The sequence below is a fragment of the Bradyrhizobium diazoefficiens USDA 110 genome, from assembly GCF_000011365.1.
Taxonomy (GTDB): Bacteria; Pseudomonadota; Alphaproteobacteria; order Rhizobiales; family Xanthobacteraceae; genus Bradyrhizobium; species Bradyrhizobium diazoefficiens.
Genome location: NC_004463.1, coordinates 1,217,321 through 1,234,923 on the forward strand (window position 1 = coordinate 1,217,321; position 17,603 = coordinate 1,234,923).

General features: G+C 66.7%; 19 protein-coding genes, 1 tRNA gene and 1 riboswitch. Of the genes, 11 read left to right on the plus strand and 9 right to left on the minus strand.

Annotated features, from left to right (window positions below):
• The first annotated feature begins 5 nt into the window (after positions 1–5).
• Entirely contained in the window at positions 6–989 is a 984-nt protein-coding gene (locus BJA_RS05590; protein ID WP_038965253.1) for an SGNH/GDSL hydrolase family protein, read from the plus strand.
• Positions 990–1,115: 126 nt separating this feature from the next.
• Here BJA_RS05590 and BJA_RS05595 read toward each other — a convergent pair whose 3' ends face one another.
• Entirely contained in the window at positions 1,116–2,303 is a 1,188-nt protein-coding gene (locus BJA_RS05595; protein WP_038965254.1) for an O-succinylhomoserine sulfhydrylase, read from the minus strand.
• 75 nt (positions 2,304–2,378) lie between these two features.
• Positions 2,379–2,458: riboswitch (SAM riboswitch) on the minus strand.
• Positions 2,459–2,538: 80 nt separating this feature from the next.
• Between BJA_RS05595 and BJA_RS05600 the strand changes: the two genes are divergently transcribed.
• From BJA_RS05600 to BJA_RS05610, 3 genes are all read left to right on the plus strand, one after another.
• Positions 2,539–3,675, plus strand: a complete 1,137-nt coding sequence (locus BJA_RS05600; RefSeq protein ID WP_011083925.1) for a 2'-deoxycytidine 5'-triphosphate deaminase — start codon at positions 2,539–2,541, stop codon at positions 3,673–3,675.
• A 192-nt stretch (positions 3,676–3,867) separates the two neighbouring features.
• The gene (locus BJA_RS05605) at positions 3,868–4,920 is read left to right on the plus strand and encodes a hypothetical protein (RefSeq protein WP_011083926.1); all 1,053 of its coding nucleotides are present in this window, start codon (positions 3,868–3,870) and stop codon (positions 4,918–4,920) included.
• A gap of 347 nt (positions 4,921–5,267) precedes the next feature.
• Positions 5,268–6,707 (plus strand): MATE family efflux transporter, encoded by a 1,440-nt coding sequence (locus tag BJA_RS05610; RefSeq protein WP_011083927.1) that lies wholly within the window; start codon positions 5,268–5,270, stop codon positions 6,705–6,707.
• On the opposite strand, the gene BJA_RS05615 is transcribed toward BJA_RS05610, so the two are convergent.
• The 7 genes from BJA_RS05615 to BJA_RS05645 all read right to left on the minus strand — a co-directional run bounded on the left by BJA_RS05615 (position 6,704) and on the right by BJA_RS05645 (position 10,531).
• The gene (locus BJA_RS05615) at positions 6,704–7,204 is read right to left on the minus strand and encodes a hypothetical protein (protein WP_038965258.1); all 501 of its coding nucleotides are present in this window, start codon (positions 7,202–7,204) and stop codon (positions 6,704–6,706) included. The genes BJA_RS05610 and BJA_RS05615 overlap by 4 nt on opposite strands.
• A gap of 113 nt (positions 7,205–7,317) precedes the next feature.
• Positions 7,318–7,719: an SRPBCC family protein gene (locus BJA_RS05620; protein WP_038965260.1), complete on the minus strand. Its 402-nt coding sequence runs from the start codon at positions 7,717–7,719 to the stop codon at positions 7,318–7,320.
• 124 nt (positions 7,720–7,843) lie between these two features.
• A complete protein-coding gene (locus BJA_RS05625; RefSeq protein ID WP_038965261.1) occupies positions 7,844–8,203 on the minus strand; it encodes a VOC family protein in 360 nt (119 codons plus the stop codon).
• Positions 8,204–8,322: 119 nt separating this feature from the next.
• Entirely contained in the window at positions 8,323–8,601 is a 279-nt protein-coding gene (locus BJA_RS05630; protein ID WP_011083930.1) for a hypothetical protein, read from the minus strand.
• Between the two features lie 12 nt (positions 8,602–8,613).
• Positions 8,614–8,853 carry a hypothetical protein gene (locus BJA_RS05635; protein ID WP_063921380.1) on the minus strand — a complete coding sequence of 80 codons (240 nt, stop codon included), beginning with the start codon at positions 8,851–8,853 and terminating at the stop codon, positions 8,614–8,616.
• 249 nt (positions 8,854–9,102) lie between these two features.
• Positions 9,103–9,942 (minus strand): helix-turn-helix transcriptional regulator, encoded by an 840-nt coding sequence (locus tag BJA_RS05640; RefSeq protein ID WP_011083931.1) that lies wholly within the window; start codon positions 9,940–9,942, stop codon positions 9,103–9,105.
• Positions 9,943–9,952: 10 nt separating this feature from the next.
• Positions 9,953–10,531, minus strand: a complete 579-nt coding sequence (locus BJA_RS05645) for a methylated-DNA--[protein]-cysteine S-methyltransferase (RefSeq protein WP_011083932.1) — start codon at positions 10,529–10,531, stop codon at positions 9,953–9,955.
• Positions 10,532–10,705: 174 nt separating this feature from the next.
• On the opposite strand from BJA_RS05645, the gene BJA_RS05650 reads away from it, so the two are divergent.
• A tRNA-Gly gene (locus tag BJA_RS05650) sits at positions 10,706–10,779 on the plus strand.
• 89 nt (positions 10,780–10,868) lie between these two features.
• Here the strand turns inward: BJA_RS05650 and BJA_RS05655 are convergent.
• Positions 10,869–11,861 (minus strand): alpha/beta fold hydrolase, encoded by a 993-nt coding sequence (locus BJA_RS05655; RefSeq protein WP_011083933.1) that lies wholly within the window; start codon positions 11,859–11,861, stop codon positions 10,869–10,871.
• A gap of 175 nt (positions 11,862–12,036) precedes the next feature.
• Here BJA_RS05655 and BJA_RS05660 point away from each other — a divergent pair, with 175 nt between their 5' ends.
• From BJA_RS05660 to xylA, 6 genes are all read left to right on the plus strand, one after another.
• The gene (locus tag BJA_RS05660) at positions 12,037–12,618 is read left to right on the plus strand and encodes a helix-turn-helix domain-containing protein (RefSeq protein ID WP_063921603.1); all 582 of its coding nucleotides are present in this window, start codon (positions 12,037–12,039) and stop codon (positions 12,616–12,618) included.
• The gene (locus BJA_RS05665) at positions 12,618–13,130 is read left to right on the plus strand and encodes a GNAT family N-acetyltransferase (protein WP_162494049.1); all 513 of its coding nucleotides are present in this window, start codon (positions 12,618–12,620) and stop codon (positions 13,128–13,130) included. The genes BJA_RS05660 and BJA_RS05665 overlap by 1 nt, the downstream gene beginning before the upstream one ends.
• A 2-nt stretch (positions 13,131–13,132) precedes the next feature.
• Positions 13,133–13,597: a GNAT family N-acetyltransferase gene (locus tag BJA_RS05670; protein ID WP_038965264.1), complete on the plus strand. Its 465-nt coding sequence runs from the start codon at positions 13,133–13,135 to the stop codon at positions 13,595–13,597.
• A 101-nt stretch (positions 13,598–13,698) separates the two neighbouring features.
• Complete coding sequence (locus tag BJA_RS05675; protein WP_011083937.1) at positions 13,699–14,742, plus strand: LacI family DNA-binding transcriptional regulator; 1,044 nt, start codon at positions 13,699–13,701, stop codon at positions 14,740–14,742.
• Between the two features lie 80 nt (positions 14,743–14,822).
• Positions 14,823–16,277 (plus strand): xylulokinase, encoded by a 1,455-nt coding sequence (gene xylB / locus BJA_RS05680; RefSeq protein ID WP_011083938.1) that lies wholly within the window; start codon positions 14,823–14,825, stop codon positions 16,275–16,277.
• Complete coding sequence (gene xylA / locus BJA_RS05685; protein ID WP_011083939.1) at positions 16,278–17,600, plus strand: xylose isomerase; 1,323 nt, start codon at positions 16,278–16,280, stop codon at positions 17,598–17,600.
• Positions 17,601–17,603 lie beyond the last annotated feature (3 nt).

The following is a 17,603-nucleotide window of genomic DNA, read 5'->3' on the forward strand; positions in this document are numbered from 1 at the left end:
TGTTAATGAGTTCTATCCGCCCTTTTTGCCTGACGTCATGGCTGGCTGCACCCGTGGCGGCGGCGCTGCTGTTGCTGACTCCTGTTTCGCAGTCGCGCGCGCAGGCGCAGGCAACGCCCGCGCCCGCGCAGGCCGCTAATCCCGCTCCGGCATCGCCCTCCCAGACCACCGTCGCCGCGACGTCTCCCGAACAGCGCAGCATCACCGCGCGCGCCATCGACAAGGTGAAGCAGGTCGCGAAATCCGCCGGTGATGTCTTCAACCGCGTCCCCTGCCTGCCGCCGAAGGGCGGCGCGAAGGCGATGGGGTCGCTGCCGCATGTCGCAAGCAAGCTCGTCGCCGGCAAGCCTGTCGTGATCGTCGCGTTCGGCTCGTCGTCGACCGCCGGCTACGGCGCAAGCTCGCCCGATTTCAATTATCCGAACCGTCTTGCGGCGCAGCTGCGCCGGCAATATCCGACCGCGGACATCACCGTCATCAATGCCGGCGTCGGCGGCGAGGACGCGCCCGAGATGATGAAGCGCCTCCAGAAGGAGGTGATCGACGTGCATCCGGACATGGTGATCTGGCAGGTCGGCACCAACGCCGTGCTGCGCAATCTCGATCCCGGCGACACCGCCAAGATGGTCGAGGACGGCATCGCCCGCATCCAGGCCGCCGGCGGTGCCGATATCGTGCTGGTCGATCCGCAATATTCGCCGGCCGTCAACCAGCGCAAGGAGAGTGCCGGCAAGATGGTGAAGCTGCTCGGCAAGGTCGCCGAGCTCCGTCACGTCGGCATCTTCCCGCGCTTCGAGGTGATGCGCGACTGGCACGAGAATCAATCGATCCCGGTCGAGAGCTTCGTGATTGCCGACGGCCTGCATATGAACGATTGGGGCTACGCCTGCTTTGCCCAGCTCCTCGGCGACGACATCATCCGCTCCGTCGGCCAGATCAAGCTCGGGGTCAACGTGCCCGGGGACGTGCGGGCGTACCGGCCGATGTAGTTCGGCTGCGTAGCCGTAGGGTGGGCAAAGGCGCGCTCTTCGCGCGCCGTGCCCACCATCTATCGCCAGCTCGGTGGTGAATGGTGGGCACGCTTCGCTTTGCCCACCCTACGGAGCTCGATCGCCTCACGCCTTCTCCAGCGCCGCCGTCAGATCCTCGATCAGATCGTCCGCATGCTCCAGCCCCGCGGAGAAGCGGATGAAGCCCTCGCTGATGCCGAGCGCGGCGCGGTCTTCCGGCTTCAGGCGCTGATGCGTCGTGGTCGCCGGATGGGTGACGAGGCTCTTGGCGTCGCCGAGATTGTTCGAGATCTTCGCAAGCTTGAGCTCGTTGAGCACGCGGAACGCGGCCGCCTTGCCGCCCTTGACCTCGAAGCCGACCAGCGTCGAGCCGCCGCGCATCTGCTTCTTCACCAGCGCTGCCTGCGGATGATCGGCGCGGCCGGGATAGATCAATCGCGAGATCTTCGGATGGCCGGCCAGCACTTCCGCAACGCTTGCCGCGGTGTCGGTCTGCGCGCGCACGCGCACGGCCAGCGTCTCCAGGCCCTTAAGCAAGACCCAGGCGTTGAACGGCGAGATCGACGGCCCGGTCTGGCGCATGAAATTGTGGAGGTGCTCGGCGACGAAGGCTTCCGACGACAGGATGATGCCGCCGAGGCAGCGGCCCTGGCCGTCGATGTGCTTGGTCGCGGAATAGACCACGACGTCGGCCCCGAGCGCGAGCGGGCTCTGCCAGATCGGCGTCGCAAACACGTTGTCGACGACGAGCCGCGCGCCGCCCTTGTGCGCGATCTCGGCGATGCCGGGGATGTCGAGCACGTCGAGCGTCGGGTTGGTCGGGCTCTCCAGGAAGAACGTCTTGGTGTTCGGCCGCAAGGCCCGCTGCCACTGGTCGAGATCGAGGCCGTCGACCAGCGTGGTTTCGATGCCGTAGCGCGGCAACAGATCCTGAATGACGTAGAGGCACGAGCCGAACAGCGCGCGGGAGGCGACCACGTGGTCGCCGGTCTTCAGCGGCGCCAGGATCGCGGTCGTCACAGCGGCCATGCCGGTCGCCGCCGAACGCGCCGCTTCGGCGCCTTCTAGCTCGATCATGCGGCGCTCGAACATCGAGATGGTCGGGTTCGAATAACGCGAATAGATGAAGCCGGGATCCTCGCCCTTGAACCGCGCCTCGCACTCCTCGGCGCTGTTGTAGACGTAGCCCTGGGTCAGGAACAGCGCCTCCGACGTCTCGCCGAATTGCGAGCGCAGGGTGCCGGAATGGACCAGGCGGGTTTCGGGACGGTAAGTGGCAGGCGACTTCGACATAGGTACCTCCGACATGACCGTCTCGTCGAAAACGGTCACAAAAAAAACCGGCCTGGATATATCCACGGGCCGGGATCACAGAGGTCCCCGGCCTGTTTAGCGACTTATTTAACGTGGCTGCAAGCCGGCCGGCTCAAATCACCACGGGATAAGTGATGCTCATATTCCGCAATGGCCTTTCCGTCAAGGCGTCCATCGGATAGCCGTAAAAGGCTAGTATTTCCCGCACGTCCGGATGCGTTTGACCCCTGACGAGGACCCCCGGTTGAGCTTCACGATCGCCGCCGACGCCAATGGTATCCTGCCCGACCGCATGATCGCGGCGATGGCGGAGGCGGGCCTCATCCTGCCCGCATACGATTTCGTCGAAAGCCAGATCCAGCCGGCGAGCCTCGACCTCCGCCTCGGTGACATCGCCTATCGCGTCCGCGCCAGCTTCCTGCCTGGTCCCGGCGCCACGGTGGCCGAGCGCATCGACGAATTGAAGCTGCACGAGTTCAGCCTTGCCGACGGCGCGGTGCTGGAAACCAACTGCGTCTACATCGTGCCGCTGCTCGAGAGCCTGGCGCTGCCGCCGGAGATCGTCGCGGCTGCGAACCCCAAGAGCTCCACCGGCCGCCTCGACGTCTTCACCCGCGTGATCGCCGACGGCACCCGCCGCTTCGACATGATCGGCGCCGGCTATCACGGCCCGCTCTATGCCGAGATCAGCCCGAAGACATTTCCGGTGCTGGTGCGCGAGGGCTCGCGCCTGTCGCAGGTGCGCTTCCGCACCGGTGACGCCATCCTCAATGCCGACGAGCTCGATGCGCTGCATGCGTCCGAGCGCCTCGTCGACATCGACGATGCCGATCTGGCCGGCGGCGTCGCCGTCTCCGTCGATCTCTCCGGCGAGAAGGCGAGCGGCTTCGTCGGCTACCGTGCCAAGCGCCACACCGGCGTCGTCGATGTCGATCGCCGCTCCGGCTATTCCGTCGAGGACTTCTGGGAGCCGATCTCGGCCCGGCCCGACGGCAGCCTGATCCTCGATCCCGGCGAGTTCTACATCCTCGCCTCGAAAGAGGCCGTGCAGGTGCCACCCGACTTTGCAGCCGAGATGGTGCCCTTTGATCCGCTGGTCGGCGAATTCCGCGTGCACTATGCCGGCTTCTTCGATCCCGGCTTCGGCTATGCCGGTGCCGGCGGGTTGGGATCGCGCGCCGTGCTGGAGGTGCGCTCGCGCGAGGTGCCGTTCATCCTCGAGCACGGCCAGATCGTTGGCCGCCTCGTCTACGAGAAGATGCTCGCCCGCCCCGACGCGATGTACGGCCAACGCATCGGCTCGAACTACCAGGCGCAGGGCTTGAAGCTCTCGAAACATTTTCGGGTGTAGCGACATCTCCAACTGTCATGCCCCGGCTCGACCGGGGCATCCAGTACGCCGCGGCGTCTCGATTCAATCATAACTGTCTCTGGAATACTGGATCGCCCGGTCTTCGCCGGGCGATGACACCGAGTCTGTGGCTGGTTGCGCCGCCCCAGCCGCGATGACACACTCCCGTAAAACAACAAGCCGGGAGCGAACATGACCGCCGCAGCTGACTCCGCGCAGGAAGCCCAATGGAAGCGCTGGCGCGCGGTCGCCGATCTCTATCACGCCTATTTCACCGGCCTTATCCTCACCGTCGTCACGCGGCGCGGCACCGCGGATGCCGCGGAGTTCGTCTTCCGCGTGTTCCGCCGTCAGCAGCAGGAGCGCTTCCTGCCGGGGCTGGAAAAGCTCGGGCTCAGCCATCTGCCGCCGGCGGTCGCGGCTGCGCAATATCACTACCTCTCCAACTGGCTCGGCGGCGTGCATGTCGAATACATGTATGAGAGCGACGTCAAGGCCTGGATCCGCTATCCGCCGCCGCGCTGGATCTGGAAGGGCACCGCGATCTGCGGCGTGCCGGGCGAAGTCTCACGCGCGATGCTGCGCGGCTGGCACGCCAATAACGGGGTTGCGCTCGGAGATCTTCACCTCGGCTTCGTCTGCACCAAGCAGAGCGTCGACGGCCAGGACGGGCTCGAAGGCTATTATCATCAATACGACCATCCGCTCGAACTCGACCAGCGCCTGGTGTTCGCGCGGCATCTGGAAGCGCCGCCGTTCGATGCGAAGACCGCGCCGGCGCTGCCGGTCGCGAGCTGGCCGAAACCGCGGCTTGAAAAAGCCTATCGCAACTATGCGATGGAATATGTCCGCACCGCCGCGCCCGTGATGGTGCAGCTGTTCGGCCCGGAGGACGCCGGTTATCTGCTGCATCTCACCGGCAAGCTGATCGGGATGCAGTATTTCGACGAGGCCGCGGCCGCACTCGCGACGAGCCGCGGCGGCGCGAGGGAATTCGCATCGTTCCTAAACGCGCTGTTCGCTGCCCAGGACGACAATGCTGAGATGACGCAGTCCGAAGGCACCTTCGAAATCCGCCAGCAGAGCTGGAAGCTGATGGACGACGTCGCTGATTGTCACCGCGCCTGCGCCAAGGTGCTGGAGGGATTGTTCGAGGGATTGGCTGCCGGCTGCGGCCGGCATATCGGCATCCGCATGCGCCCGGCCGCAGGCGGCCGTCCGCCGCTGGTCTGGACGATTGGGTGACGAGAACGGCGCGGCCACTTCGCCTCTCCCCGCGTGCGGGGAGAGGCCGGATTGCATCGAAGATGCAATCCGGGTGAGGGGGACTCTCCGCGAGTCCAACTCGCATCGTTTTCGCGGACGCGGCCCCTCACCCCAACCCTCTCCCCGTAAGAACGGGGAGAGGGAGACGAGAGACCGCAATTCCACGGGCTGAAATGCGCTGCCGCAGGGCACGCCTGCATCAGGCGCAGGAGGAATCGGCAATTGCCGTGCTAACAAGCCTCTCGCTGCGCCTTCTGCGCGAAGAAATTCATTGGCACATCTAGTCATTGCCGCGCCGCAAATGGCGCTCGTGCCCGGGAGAGGACATGTCCGACATCGCCGAAATCCCGGTCGATGAACAAGAGCGCCCGCCGCCTCCGCGGCCGGTGAGGAGCGCGCTGATGGACGGGCCGATCCTGCGCACGCTGCTCGGGCTTGCCTGGCCGAACGTGATCGCGCTCTCGGCCGGCACCTGCACGGTGATCGCGGAGACCTCCTATATCGGCCGGCTCGGCGTCGAGGCGCTGGCCGCGATGGCGCTGGTGTTCCCGACCGTGATCCTGACCATGACGATGTCGGGCGGCGCGATGGGCGGCGCGGTGGCCTCCGCCATCGCACGCGCGCTCGGCGCCGGCGACCGCGAGCGCGCCGGCACGCTCGCCGCGCATGCGCTGCTGATCGGCATCACGTTCGGTCTCGTCTTCATGCTGGGCATGCTGATCTTCGGGCCCAAGGTGCTCGAGATGCTCGGCGGCCGCGGCGATGTGCTGACGCACGCGATCGCCTACACGCAGGTGTTTTTCGGCGGCGCCGTGCTGCCCTGGCTGCTCAACACCATGGCGGGCGTGCTGCGCGGCACAGGCAATATGAGGCTGCCCTCGTTCCTGATCCTCAACTCCGCGGCCTGGCAGATCGTGCTCGGCGGCACGCTGGGTCTCGGACTCGGACCGGTGCCGCAGTTCGGCATGCGCGGCGTCGCGGCCGGTGCGCTGATCGCCTATTGCATGAACATCGGCGTCATGGGCTGGTACCTGTTCTCGGGCCGCGCGCGCGTCGTCCCGAAGCTGCGCGGCCTGCGCATCCAGTGGGCCATGTTCTTCGACATCCTGAAGGTCGGCGCCATCGCCTGCTTCTCGCCGCTGCAATCGGTGCTGACGATCTCGATCTTCACCCACATGCTGGCGAAGTTCGGTACCGCGATCCTCGCCGGCTACGGCATCGGTGCGCGGCTCGAATTCCTGCTGACCTCGATCGCGTTCTCGTTCGGCATCGCCTCGGTGCCGATGGTCGGCATGGCCGTCGGCGCCGGCCGCATCGCGCGCGCCCGGCGCATTGCCTGGATCGCGGGTGCGAGCGCATTCGTCGCCGTCGGTGCGCCGGCGTGCCTAGTCGCGCTCTTCCCCGATCTCTGGGTCAACATCTTCACCGACAGCGCGACCGTCCGCGCGGCCAGTCACCAATATCTGTCGACGGTGGCGCCGTTCTACGCCTTCATCGGGCTCGCCTCGACGATGTATTTCTCCTCGCAAGGCGCGGCCAAGGTGATCGGCCCGGTGCTGGCGCAGACCGCGCGGCTGATCTACATCTCGGCGACCGGCTGGTGGCTGTCGACACATGAGGCGACCGCGCAGAGCTTCTTCTGGCTGGCCGCGAGCTCGATGGTCGTGCTCGGCCTGCTGTCGTGCTCCAGCGTGGTGCTGACGCGCTGGGGACCGCGCAAGAGCAAGCCCGCGATCAGGCCGGCTCTCTCAGGCGTCGCGGATTAGCGATGCTTGTGGCGGCGATGGCCGCCACCGCCGCCGACATTGGCGAGCCGCATCAGCTGCGGGATCATCGCCATCATGTCGCCGCCACTGGTGCCGCCGAGCATGCCCATGATGTCGCCGCCGCCCATGCCCGTTGGCATATAGCCGCCTCCGCCCATCGGGCTGTAGCCGCCATAATTGGGCGCACCAAAGCCGCCGCCGAGATTGCTGCCGCCGAGGCCACCGCCGCCCATCATGCCGCCGAAGCCGCCGCCACCATTCTCCATCATGCGGCTCATCATCGGGCCCATGGTCTGCATCAGCATGGCGAAGCGGCGCTTGCCCATCTTCGCCTTCATCATCTCCAGCATCGGCGCCATCTGGGTCATCATGTCCTCGCCGCCGGCGCCTCCGCCGCCACCGAAGCCCGCGAGCTGCGCCTCCGCCGGCGTGCTCGCGACCGAGAACAGCAGCAGCACGACGGCCGCCTGGCAGATCACCTTGTCCGCACCTCTCATGGCATGCTCCTCGCGTGCGTGGCTTCGCCGGGAGAGCGGAGCCAACCGGACGCACGCGGACATGGTTACGGCCGAGGAGGCGAGGGCTCTGTGAGAAAAGTCACAGAGGTCAGTCAGGCGGCCGCGGCTGGAAACGCCTTGTGCATGGCGGCGACGGCTTCCTTCGTCTGCCCCTGGACATACGGCGCAAGCTCGTTCGGCAGCATGTCGATGATCCAGACCAGGCGGCACAGCGCATCGCCCTCGGCGATCACCTGCACCGAGGCGCTGTAGTGCTTCAGCCGCTCGTTGTTGATGGCATAGACGAGGCGCTGCCGCGCATCATTGCAATCGACCAGCACCTCGCGCGCGACGGAGCCGTTGGCGAAGGTGACGATGCGTGCATCGCCATCGAGCGTGCAGGCCGTGACGAAGCCCGGCACCAGCCGCTGATGCAGCGCGCCGAAATCGCGCACCGCGTCCCAGACGTCGCGCGCAGAGGCGTTGAGGGGAATGTCGTTGTGGATGGAGGCCATGAAGGTGTCCTTGGTTGAAGGGGTCGTAGGGTGGGCAAAGGCGCGCTCTTCGCGCGCCGTGCCCACCATTCATCGGCACCGTCGCACGTGGCACCCTACGAATGCTCGTGCGTGGGGCGCTTGCTCACACGCAAACCGCCTCGACATTGTTGCCGTCCGGATCGATCAGAAACGCCGCATAATAGGTCGGGCTGTAGTCCTTGCGCGGGCCCGCGCCGCCATTGTCGTGTCCGCCGCTCTTGAGGCCCTCGCTGTGGAACGCCTTGACCGCGTCATGATTCCCGGCGCGAAACGCGATATGCGCGCCGTCGGCCTTCCGCCCCTTGTTCAGGTGCAGCCACAGCGCCGGCGCGCCCTTCGGCCCGAAGCCGGCATAGCCGTCGCCGCTCGAGCACAGGACGTAGCCGAGCGGCGCCAGCACCGCGGTGTAGAAGCGCGTGGCGGCATCGAGATCGGCTACGCGAAGTCCGATGTGGTCGTACATGTTCGTCTCCATTGCAAAGCGCGCCGCGCGTGGCGCAGGCCGGAGACGAACCTAGTCAATTGAGGGCAAACCGCTCTTGGAGAATCTTGCGCATCTCGCGGAACGGTTGGATCGCGATGCTAGACCGGGTAGCGCCATTTCAAGGCGCGGCGCAGCAGCAGGATAATGACGGTCAGGATGCCTACGAGCGGCCAGAAGAGCCATGGAATCGGTCCCTGATGCCCGAGATGAACCATGTACAGGACCAAGCCGAGCAATGTCATTGTGAGCGTCGCGGCCGACCAGTACAGCGGCGAGCGCAGCATTCCGGTTGCGGCATGCTCGCTGGCTTGTTCGTGAACTCGCCTCGTAACCCAGACGAAGAGCGCGAAAACGCCGATGGTCAAAACCAGTCCCATGGCGGCGCCCGGCTAGTTCGCCGGTGCCTCCGCCTGCCAGCGGACCACCCGTTTCAGGTGATAGACCTGCACCCACATATTCGTTCCAATCACGCTGATCGTCGCGACGATCAGGGCTGTGAGCTTCTGCGGTGCATGAAGGGCGAGGACGAGCAGGAACATGGAAAGGGCCGCCGTGACGCCGAAGCTGAACCAGAGCCCAACGAGGCGTGGTGCAAACCAGGCCGGCTGACCGTCGGTGTCCCACTGCATCGGAATCCTGCGCGAGCTGATCTGGCGGCCGTAATAGACGGCACAGCCGCGATGAAGGCGAGGCCGACGACAAGCGCGATCAGCGTGGCCGCAATCACGTCAATCGAGGTCCTGTCCATTTGCCGGCTCGCCGCCTTGAAGGAGCGCCAAATCGCCCTTCGGTTGTAATACCGCGCGGGGTACCGCAAGTGCCAGTGCATCGCACCCGTCTGGTCAACAGACTGTTACTGGCGAAGCGGCCCGTGTGTCTCAGTTGAGGACGAGTCGTTCCCCGAAGATCCTGCGCTCGCCCTTCGACGCCTGCCGGAACTTCGTCGGCGACACGCCGGCGGCGCGATGGAAGGTGCGGACGAAATTGGAGAGATCGCCGAAGCCGACGTCATAGGCGACGTCGGTGACCGCGATGTCGTCCTCGGTGAGCAGGCGCGCGGCGTGCCGCAGCCGCGAGCGCACCAGATATTGATGCGGGGTGACGCCGAGCACGGCCGAGAACAGCCGCAGGAAATGGAACGGGCTCAGTCCCGCGTGCCGCGCGGCCTGTTCGAGGTCGACCTCGGCATGCGAGTTGGCGTCGATCCACAGCGCGGCTTCGACTGCGCGGCGGCGGTCGCGTGCGGTGGGCGTGGCTGGCTTGCGCGCCTTGCCCGAGACGACGTCGACGAAACGGCCGGCGAGGATCTGGCCGATCTCGTCGAGGCCCAGGTCGCTGTTGCCATCTGCCGCCGTCTGGGCGAGCTCGCCCAGCACCATCAGCTCGGGCAACGGCGGTGTCGCGCCGACCTTCCAGATCTCGTGCCGTCCCCCGAGGGCATCGACCAGGTCCTCGCTGAAGAAGAAGCCCAGGCAGACGTCGCCGCTGACATGCTCATGCGTGCAGGTGTATTCCTCGCCGGGGGCGCCGACCAGAATTGAGCCTGCCACCAGTTCGAAGAAGCCGGCGCGGCAATGGCAGCCGAAACTGCCGGAGCGGACATAGGCGATGGAATGCCCGGTGCGGCACTCCGCGAACGGCGTGTCGTCCGGCCCCGCATCGCAGCGGAACTCGGAGACCGTGATCGAGCGTGTCGTCAGCAGCGTGGTCGCATCCATGCGACCTTATCTAGGTGGGCGCCCGAGGCGGGGCAACGGGCAGCAACACCTCGAACAGCGTCTTGCTGGCGACGGGATGGGCACCCTCGAGCGCCAGCAGCCGCCGCTTGGAGATCACCCCGCCATAGGGCGAGAGACGGTCTGTGTAGTTGCCGGCCTCCAGCACCCGGTGGCAGGGCACGATCAGCATGTAGGGATTCTTCGCGACCGCCTGCGCCACCGAATGCGCCGCGCCGGAGGCCCCCAGCGCCTTGGCGATCTCGTGATAGGTGCGCGTCTCCCCGCGCGGGATCGTGCAGGTGTACTCGTAGACCCGCCGGTTGAAGCCGGGCACGCCGCCGGCATCCAGGCTGACGTCGGAAAAATCGGGATCGCTGCCCTGCAGCAGGCCCACGATGCCCTCGATCGCAAGCTCGGCATTCAGCGGAGGCTGCTGCTCGCGCGCACCGGGATGGACTGCGAAAATCCGGCGGCGGGTGTCGATCTCCCGCGCCTCCGGCAATTGCACGGCCACCACGCCGGTGCTGCTCCAGATGATGCCGCAGCGCCCTATGGCCGTATCGAATATCGTATAGCCACGCCCCACCATGCACACGCCCCACTCAGTGCACGTCACTCCCCCGACAGCTTGATCATAACACCGCCACAATCCGGCGCACCCAAAATCTTGCCAGGACGTTAACAACCGTCCGGCTGGGTGCGCCAAACCGCTTGGCGAGACGCGCCGTCTCGGCTAATCAGGACGGGCGTGAGCAGCGCATCCGCGGGCGTAGTTCAATGGTAGAACGGCAGCTTCCCAAGCTGCATACGAGGGTTCGATTCCCTTCGCCCGCTCCATCCTGCTTCGCGCGAAGGCGCTTCGCAGGATTTCCATTCTTCGGCAACGCGATGCAGGATGCCCTTCGAAGCTTTAGCGGAGAAGGGTGCTAACCTGGCAAGCTCCGCAAAAATTCGACGATCGCTGCGTTCACCTCCGTGGGCCGCTCCTGCTGCGTCCAGTGCCCACAGCCCGGCAGTATCTTGATCTCGCGCAGTTGCGGCACGAATTGCTTCATGTTGGCGAGATGCTCGGCGGCGCCGGGGAAGGCGATGACCATGTCGTGGTCGCCGGCGATGAAGAGCGAGGGCACCACCACCTTCACGCCCTCGAAGGCCCCCATCAGCTCCCAGTTGCGATCGATGTTGCGGTAGTAGTTGAGCGGCCCGCGAAACCCGCTGCGGGCAAATTCGGCGCTGTAATAGTCGAGGTCGGTGGCGCTGAGCCACGACGGCAGCGGCACCTGAACCTTCGGCAACATGCCGTCCTTGCGCGAGACCATGCCGACGCCGACGGTTCTGCCGGCGCGCTCGGCGCTCGCGCGGATTGCCGCCGCCCCTTCGCCGGAACCGCCATAGAGCATGGCGCCGAGCGTTGCGCGCGGATCCCGTTCGAACTCCGCTTCGGCGACCCCCGGCTCCTGGAAATACAGCTGGTAGAACTGCGCATCTGCCGTCTGCGGCATGACACTCGTCGGCCGCGCCTCGCTTCGCGGCCGATAGGGCACGCTGAGGATCGCGGCGGCGCGGAAGCGATCGGGCCGCAGGCGCGCCGTGTGCCAGGCGATCGTCGCGCCCCAGTCATGCCCGACGATGACGGCGTCCTTCACCTCGAAGGCGTCGAGTACGCCGACAAGATCGCCGACCATGTGGAGGATCGTGTACTGGTCGATCGCCTCGGGCCGGTCGCTCTTGCCGTAGCCGCGCATGTCGGGCGCGACCGCGTGGTAGCCGGCCGCCGCCAGCGCCTCGAGCTGATGCCGCCAGGAGTACCAGCCTTCCGGAAAGCCGTGGCAGAGCAGCACCATCGGCCCCTTGCCCTGCTCGGCGACGTTGAGGCTGATACCGTTGGCCTTGATCGTCCGTTGCGTTGGCTCGCCCATCTCGTCGCCTCCGGATCATTTGTGATTGGGGCGCATCCTAACCGACCCTACGAGCTCTGCGAAGATTCTAATATATTAGACTGCCGCTCACGGCGTTCGCCTCCGTCCGCGCTAAGCTCCCTCTCACCCTGATGGGTGGTGCGGTCTGTGGCCGGGCAATGTTCGGATGAAGACCATGGACCAGCAGAAACTCGACCGTGCGATCGGTCGTCGCTTGAAGACCCTGAGGACGCAGGCGGGCATGACGTTGAACGAACTCGCAGGCCGCTCCGGCGTCAGCCGGGCCATGATCGGGCGGGTGGAGCGGGCGCAGAGCAGTGCGACGGCGGCGCTGCTCAACAAGCTCTGTGCGGCGCTCGACGTCACGCTGAGCGACGTCGTCGCACTCGCGGAGAAGCCGCCCGAGCGGCTGATGCGGCTTGCCGACCAGCCGCATTGGCGTGATCCCGACAGCGGCTACCGCAGGCGCCATGCCTCGCCGCCGGATGCGGCAAGCGGCATCGAGATCATCGTCGTCGACCTGCCGGCCGGCGCGCGCGTCTCCTACAGCCCCTGGGGCCGCAACGCCTTCACCCAGCAGCTCCTGATGCTGGAGGGCGCGGTCTGCGTGCATATCGACGCCAAGACGGTTCGCTTGCGCGACGGCGACTGTCTCGACTTCGACGTGATGCGTGCGGTGACCTTCGAGAACGAAACCAGACAGGACGCGCGCTACGTCATCATCACGCGGCGCGGCACTTCTTACGGGAAAATGTGATGTCGCTGATCGTGCGGGACGCAACGCTCGAGGATGCCGAAGATATTTTGGCCATCTACAACCATGCCGCGATCAACACCACGGCGGTCTGGACCGACGGCCCGGTTGATCTCGATTCGCGGCGCGCGTGGATCCGCGCGCGACGGGAAGCCGGCTACCCCGTTCTGGTCGCGATGAAGGGCAGGGATGTGGTCGGCTTCGCGTCCTTCGGCGATTTCCGTCCCTGGCCCGGCTATCGCCACACGGTCGAGAATTCCGTCTATGTCGACGAGCGGCATCATCGCGCGGGCATCGGCCGCGGCCTGATGGTTGCGCTGATCGAGCGCGCCACGGCGCTGAACAAGCACACGATGGTCGCCGCGATCGAGGCCTCGAATTCCGCCTCGATCGCGCTGCACGCCTCGTTCGGCTTTGCCGAGGTTGGCCGTATGCCGGAGGTCGGCTGCAAGTTCGGCCGCTGGCTCGATATGGTCCTCATGCAGATGCGGCTTTCCAGCGGAGTGAGGCCGTGACGATGCAGATCCGTCCCGGCGACACTTTCGATCCGCGCGTCGTCGCGCTGCTCGATCATCACGTCACGGCGGCGCGGGCGCAGACCGCGCCGGGCAGCGCCCATGCGCTCGATCTCGCCGGCCTTCGCGCGAGCGACGTCGCGTTCTGGACCGGCTGGGACGGCGAGACGCTGGTCGCGACCGGCGCGCTGAAGACGCTTTCGGCCACCCATGGCGAGGTGAAGTCGATGCACACGCTGCAGACCACGCGGCGGCGCGGCTTTGGCGGCGAGATGCTCCGCCACATCATCAGTGAAGCCCGCGCGCGGGGCTTGACGCGGCTCAGCCTCGAGACCGGCTCGTGGGACTATTTCAAGCCGGCCCACGCGCTGTACCAGGCGCATGGCTTCGTCCTCTGCGGCCCGTTCGAGGGCTATGTCGAGGACCGCAACAGCCTGTTTCTGACGCTGGATCTGAGCGGCCGCTGAGCTCTCCGGCCGACTGCCGCAGTGCAACCGGGGGCCGAAAATTCTTTCGCGCCCCTCAAAATGAGTTGCGTACCTCAAAAAACCTCTGCTAGCCTTCAGCCATGGCCGATACTCTCACCGCCGCCGCGCTGACGCTGAAGGACATCGCCCGCGAGGCGGGCGTCAGTCTCGCGACGGTGGATCGTGTGCTGCACAACCGCCCGGGCGTGCGGCCCGATACGGTCCGGCGCGTCAAGGCGGCGATCGAGCGCAACGCGTTCCAGCCGCACGTGGCCGCCGCAGAGCTCGCCCGCGGCCGCGCCCGCCGCTTTGCCTTCGTGATGCCGTCCGGGCCGAACCCGTTCATGCAGCAGATCGAGGCCTATCTCGGCGAGATGTCGGCCTGGCTCTCGGCCCGCCGCCTCGGTGTCGAGATGGTCGCAACCGACGTGTTCGATCATTCCATGCTCGCAGCCTCGCTCGAGGCGCTGTCGGGCGATTACGACGGCGTCGCCGTGGTGGCGCTGGATCATCCCGGCGTCCGCGCCGCGATCAACGATCTCGTCGATGCCGGCACCAAGGTGGTGACGCTGGTCTCGGACGTGCCGTCGTCGCGGCGCCACCATTATGTCGGCATCGACAACATCGCGGCGGGGCGCACCGCCGGCGCGCTGGTCGGGCGGCTGGTCGGTCAGCGCTCCGGCAAGGTCGCGATCGTCGCGGGCTCGCAGGGCCTGCGCGACCATGCCGAGCGCATCTTCGGCTTCAATCAGGTGATGGCGGCGGAATTCCCTGGCCTCAGCGTGCTGCCGGTGCTGGAAGGGCGCGACGAGGACGAACGTTCGGAACAGGTTCTGGCCCGGCTGCTCGGCAGGCATGCTGACATTGTCGGCCTTTATAATGTCGGCGCGGGCACACAAGGTGTCGCCAAGGCGTTGAGCGATGCCGGCCGCGATAAGCAGGTGGTGTTCGTCGGGCACGACGTCACGGCGCTGACGCGCCGGCTGCTGTTGCAGGGCGTGATGGATGCCGCGATCTCGCAGAATCCGGGACATGAGGCGCGCGCCGCCGTGCGCGTGCTGCTCGCGCTCGCCCGTGGCGAGCCCATCCTGCACGAACAGGAGAAGATCAGGATCGACATCGTGATGCGGGACAATCTGCCTTAGCGGCAGCGGATTTCGAACGGCCCGTTGCGGGCAAGGCGACGAAAAGATCGCACACGGCCACAGGCGAAAGGGAGGACGGCGTGTATCTCGGATTGGACATCGGCACGTCCGGTGTGAAGGCGGTGCTCGTGAACGATGCCGGCGCGGTTGTCGCGACGGCGGCGCGCGAGCTTGCGCTGTCGCATCCGGCACCGCTGTGGTCCGAGCAGGATCCCGACACCTGGGTCGAAGCGGCGACCGGCGCCGTCGATGATCTCGCATCCTGCCATCCGCGCGAAGTCGCGCGGGTAGCCGGCATCGGACTATCCGGCCAGATGCATGGCGCGACGCTGCTCGGCGAGGATGGACGGCCGCTGCGCCCCGCCATCCTCTGGAACGACGGCCGCTCGCAGGCCGAATGCGTCGCACTGGAGCGGCGCTGTCCGTCGCTGCACACGATCGCCGGGAATTTGGCGATGCCCGGCTTCACCGCGCCGAAGCTGCTCTGGGTCGCGCGGCACGAGCCAAAGATCTTCGCGCGTGTCGCAAAGGTGCTGCTGCCGAAGGCCTATGTCCGCTATCGGCTGACCGGCGAGATGGTCGAGGACATGTCGGACGCGGCCGGCACGCTGTGGCTCGATGTCGGCCAGCGCCGCTGGTCGGCCCTGCTGCTGCATGCGACCGGCCTCGATCTCCACCACATGCCGCGCCTCGTCGAGGGCAGCGCGGTGAGCGCGGTGCTCGCGCCGGAATTCGCGCAGCGCTGGGGCATGGCAAAGGATGTCGTAGTCGCGGGCGGCGCCGGCGATAACGCCGCCAGCGCGATCGGGCTTGGCGCGATCGCGCCCGGCGATGCGTTTTTGTCACTGGGAACGTCAGGTGTGATGTTCCGTGCCACCGACCGCTTTGCGCCGGCGCCGGCTTCAGCCGTGCATGCGTTCTGCCACGCGCTACCCGGCCTGTGGCACCAGATGGGGGTGATGCTGTCGGCGGCGGCCTCGCTCGCCTGGCTCGCGAGCGTGATGGAGACGCCGGCCGCCGCGCTGCTGGCGCCGCTCGGCGAGCGCGTCGATGGGCCGAGCCCGATAAGATTCCTGCCATATCTCGACGGCGAGCGCACGCCGCACAACGACGCCGCCGCCAGCGGCGCCTTCGTCGGTTTGCGCGGCGCGACCGGGCGCGGCCAGATCGTGCAGGCCGTGCTCGAAGGCGTCGCCTTTGCCGCGCGCGACAATCTGGCGGCACTGAGCGCGGCGAGCGGGCCGATCGTGGAAGTCGATCTCGTCGGCGGTGGCTCGCGCTCGCCGCTCTGGGCCCAGATCTGCGCCGACGTGCTCGGCATTACCGTCCACCGCGTCGAGGAAGGCGAGGTGGGTGCCGCGCTCGGCGCCGCGCGGCTCGGACGCCTTGCCGCCACCGGTGACGATCCTGCTGAAGTTTGCACGCGCCCGCGCCGGCTCGCGAGTTTCGCACCCCGCGCATCCGTGACCGCCGCCTATGACGAGGCCTATCGCCGCTGGCGCGCGCTTTATCCCGCGTTGAAGGAGTCCGCTTAAGTGAACGTGTCAGCCAAATTCTTCGAGGAAAGCACGCCTGTCGCCTTCGCCGGCCAAGATGCCGGACCAGCGCCCGCCTTCCGCTGGTACGACAAGGACCGCCTCGTCCATGGCCGCCGGCTCGAGGATCACCTGCGCTTTGCGGTCTGCTACTGGCACTCCCTCTGCTGGCCGGGCGGCGATCCCTTCGGCGGCGAGACGTTCCTGCGACCCTGGCATCACGGCACCGATGCGATGGCGCAGGCACGGGCCAAGGCTGATGTCGCTTTCGAGCTGTTCCGGCTGCTGGACGTACCCTTCTTCACCTTCCACGACGTCGATGCGGCGCCGGAGGGGGCTTCGCTCGCGGAGTCGGTCGCCAACCTCAACGCGATCGCCGACCTGTTCGAAGCGAAGATGGCCTCGGCCAAAGTCCGGCTGCTCTGGGGCACCGCCAATCTGTTCACGCATCGCCGCTACATGGCGGGCGCCGCGACCAATCCGGACCCTGACATCTTCACTTATGCCGCCGGCCAGGTCCGCGCCGCGCTGGAGGTGACACACCGGCTCGGCGGCCAGAACTACGTGCTGTGGGGCGGCCGCGAGGGCTACGAGACGCTGCTCAACACCGATCTCAAGCGCGAGCTCGACCAGCTCGGCCGCTTCGTCTCGCTCGTCGTCGAGCACAAGCACAAGATCGGCTTCAACGGCCCGATCCTGATCGAGCCGAAGCCGAAGGAGCCGACCAAGCATCAATATGATTTCGACGTCGCCACCTGCTACGGCTTCCTCGCGCGCTACGACCTCCTCAAGGACGTCAAGCTCAACATCGAGCAGAACCACGCCATCCTCGCCGGCCATTCCTTCCATCACGAGGTTGCGCTCGCCGAGGCGCTCGGTGTCTTCGGCTCGCTCGACGTCAACCGCGGCGACGATCTGCTCGGCTGGGACACCGACCAGTTCGCGATGAACGTGCCGGAACTCGCGTTGGTGTTCCACGAGATCCTGAACCGCGGCGGCTTCACGTCCGGCGGGCTCAATTTCGACGCCAAGATCCGGCGTCAGTCGATCGACCCCGACGACCTGATCCACGCCCATGTCGGCTCGATGGATGCCTGCGCGCGCGCCTTCCTTGCCGCTGCCGACATGCTTGATGCCGGCGCCCTCACCGCGCCGCTCGACAAGCGCTACGAAGGATGGGCCGGCCCCGAGGGCCGCGCCATTCTCGGCGGCCAGCGCTCGCTCGCCGATCTCGCCGATCGTGCGCTCGGCCCCGGTTTCGACCCGCAGCCACGCTCGGGACGGCAGGAATATCTGGAATCCCTCGTCAACCGCTATGTCTGAGGA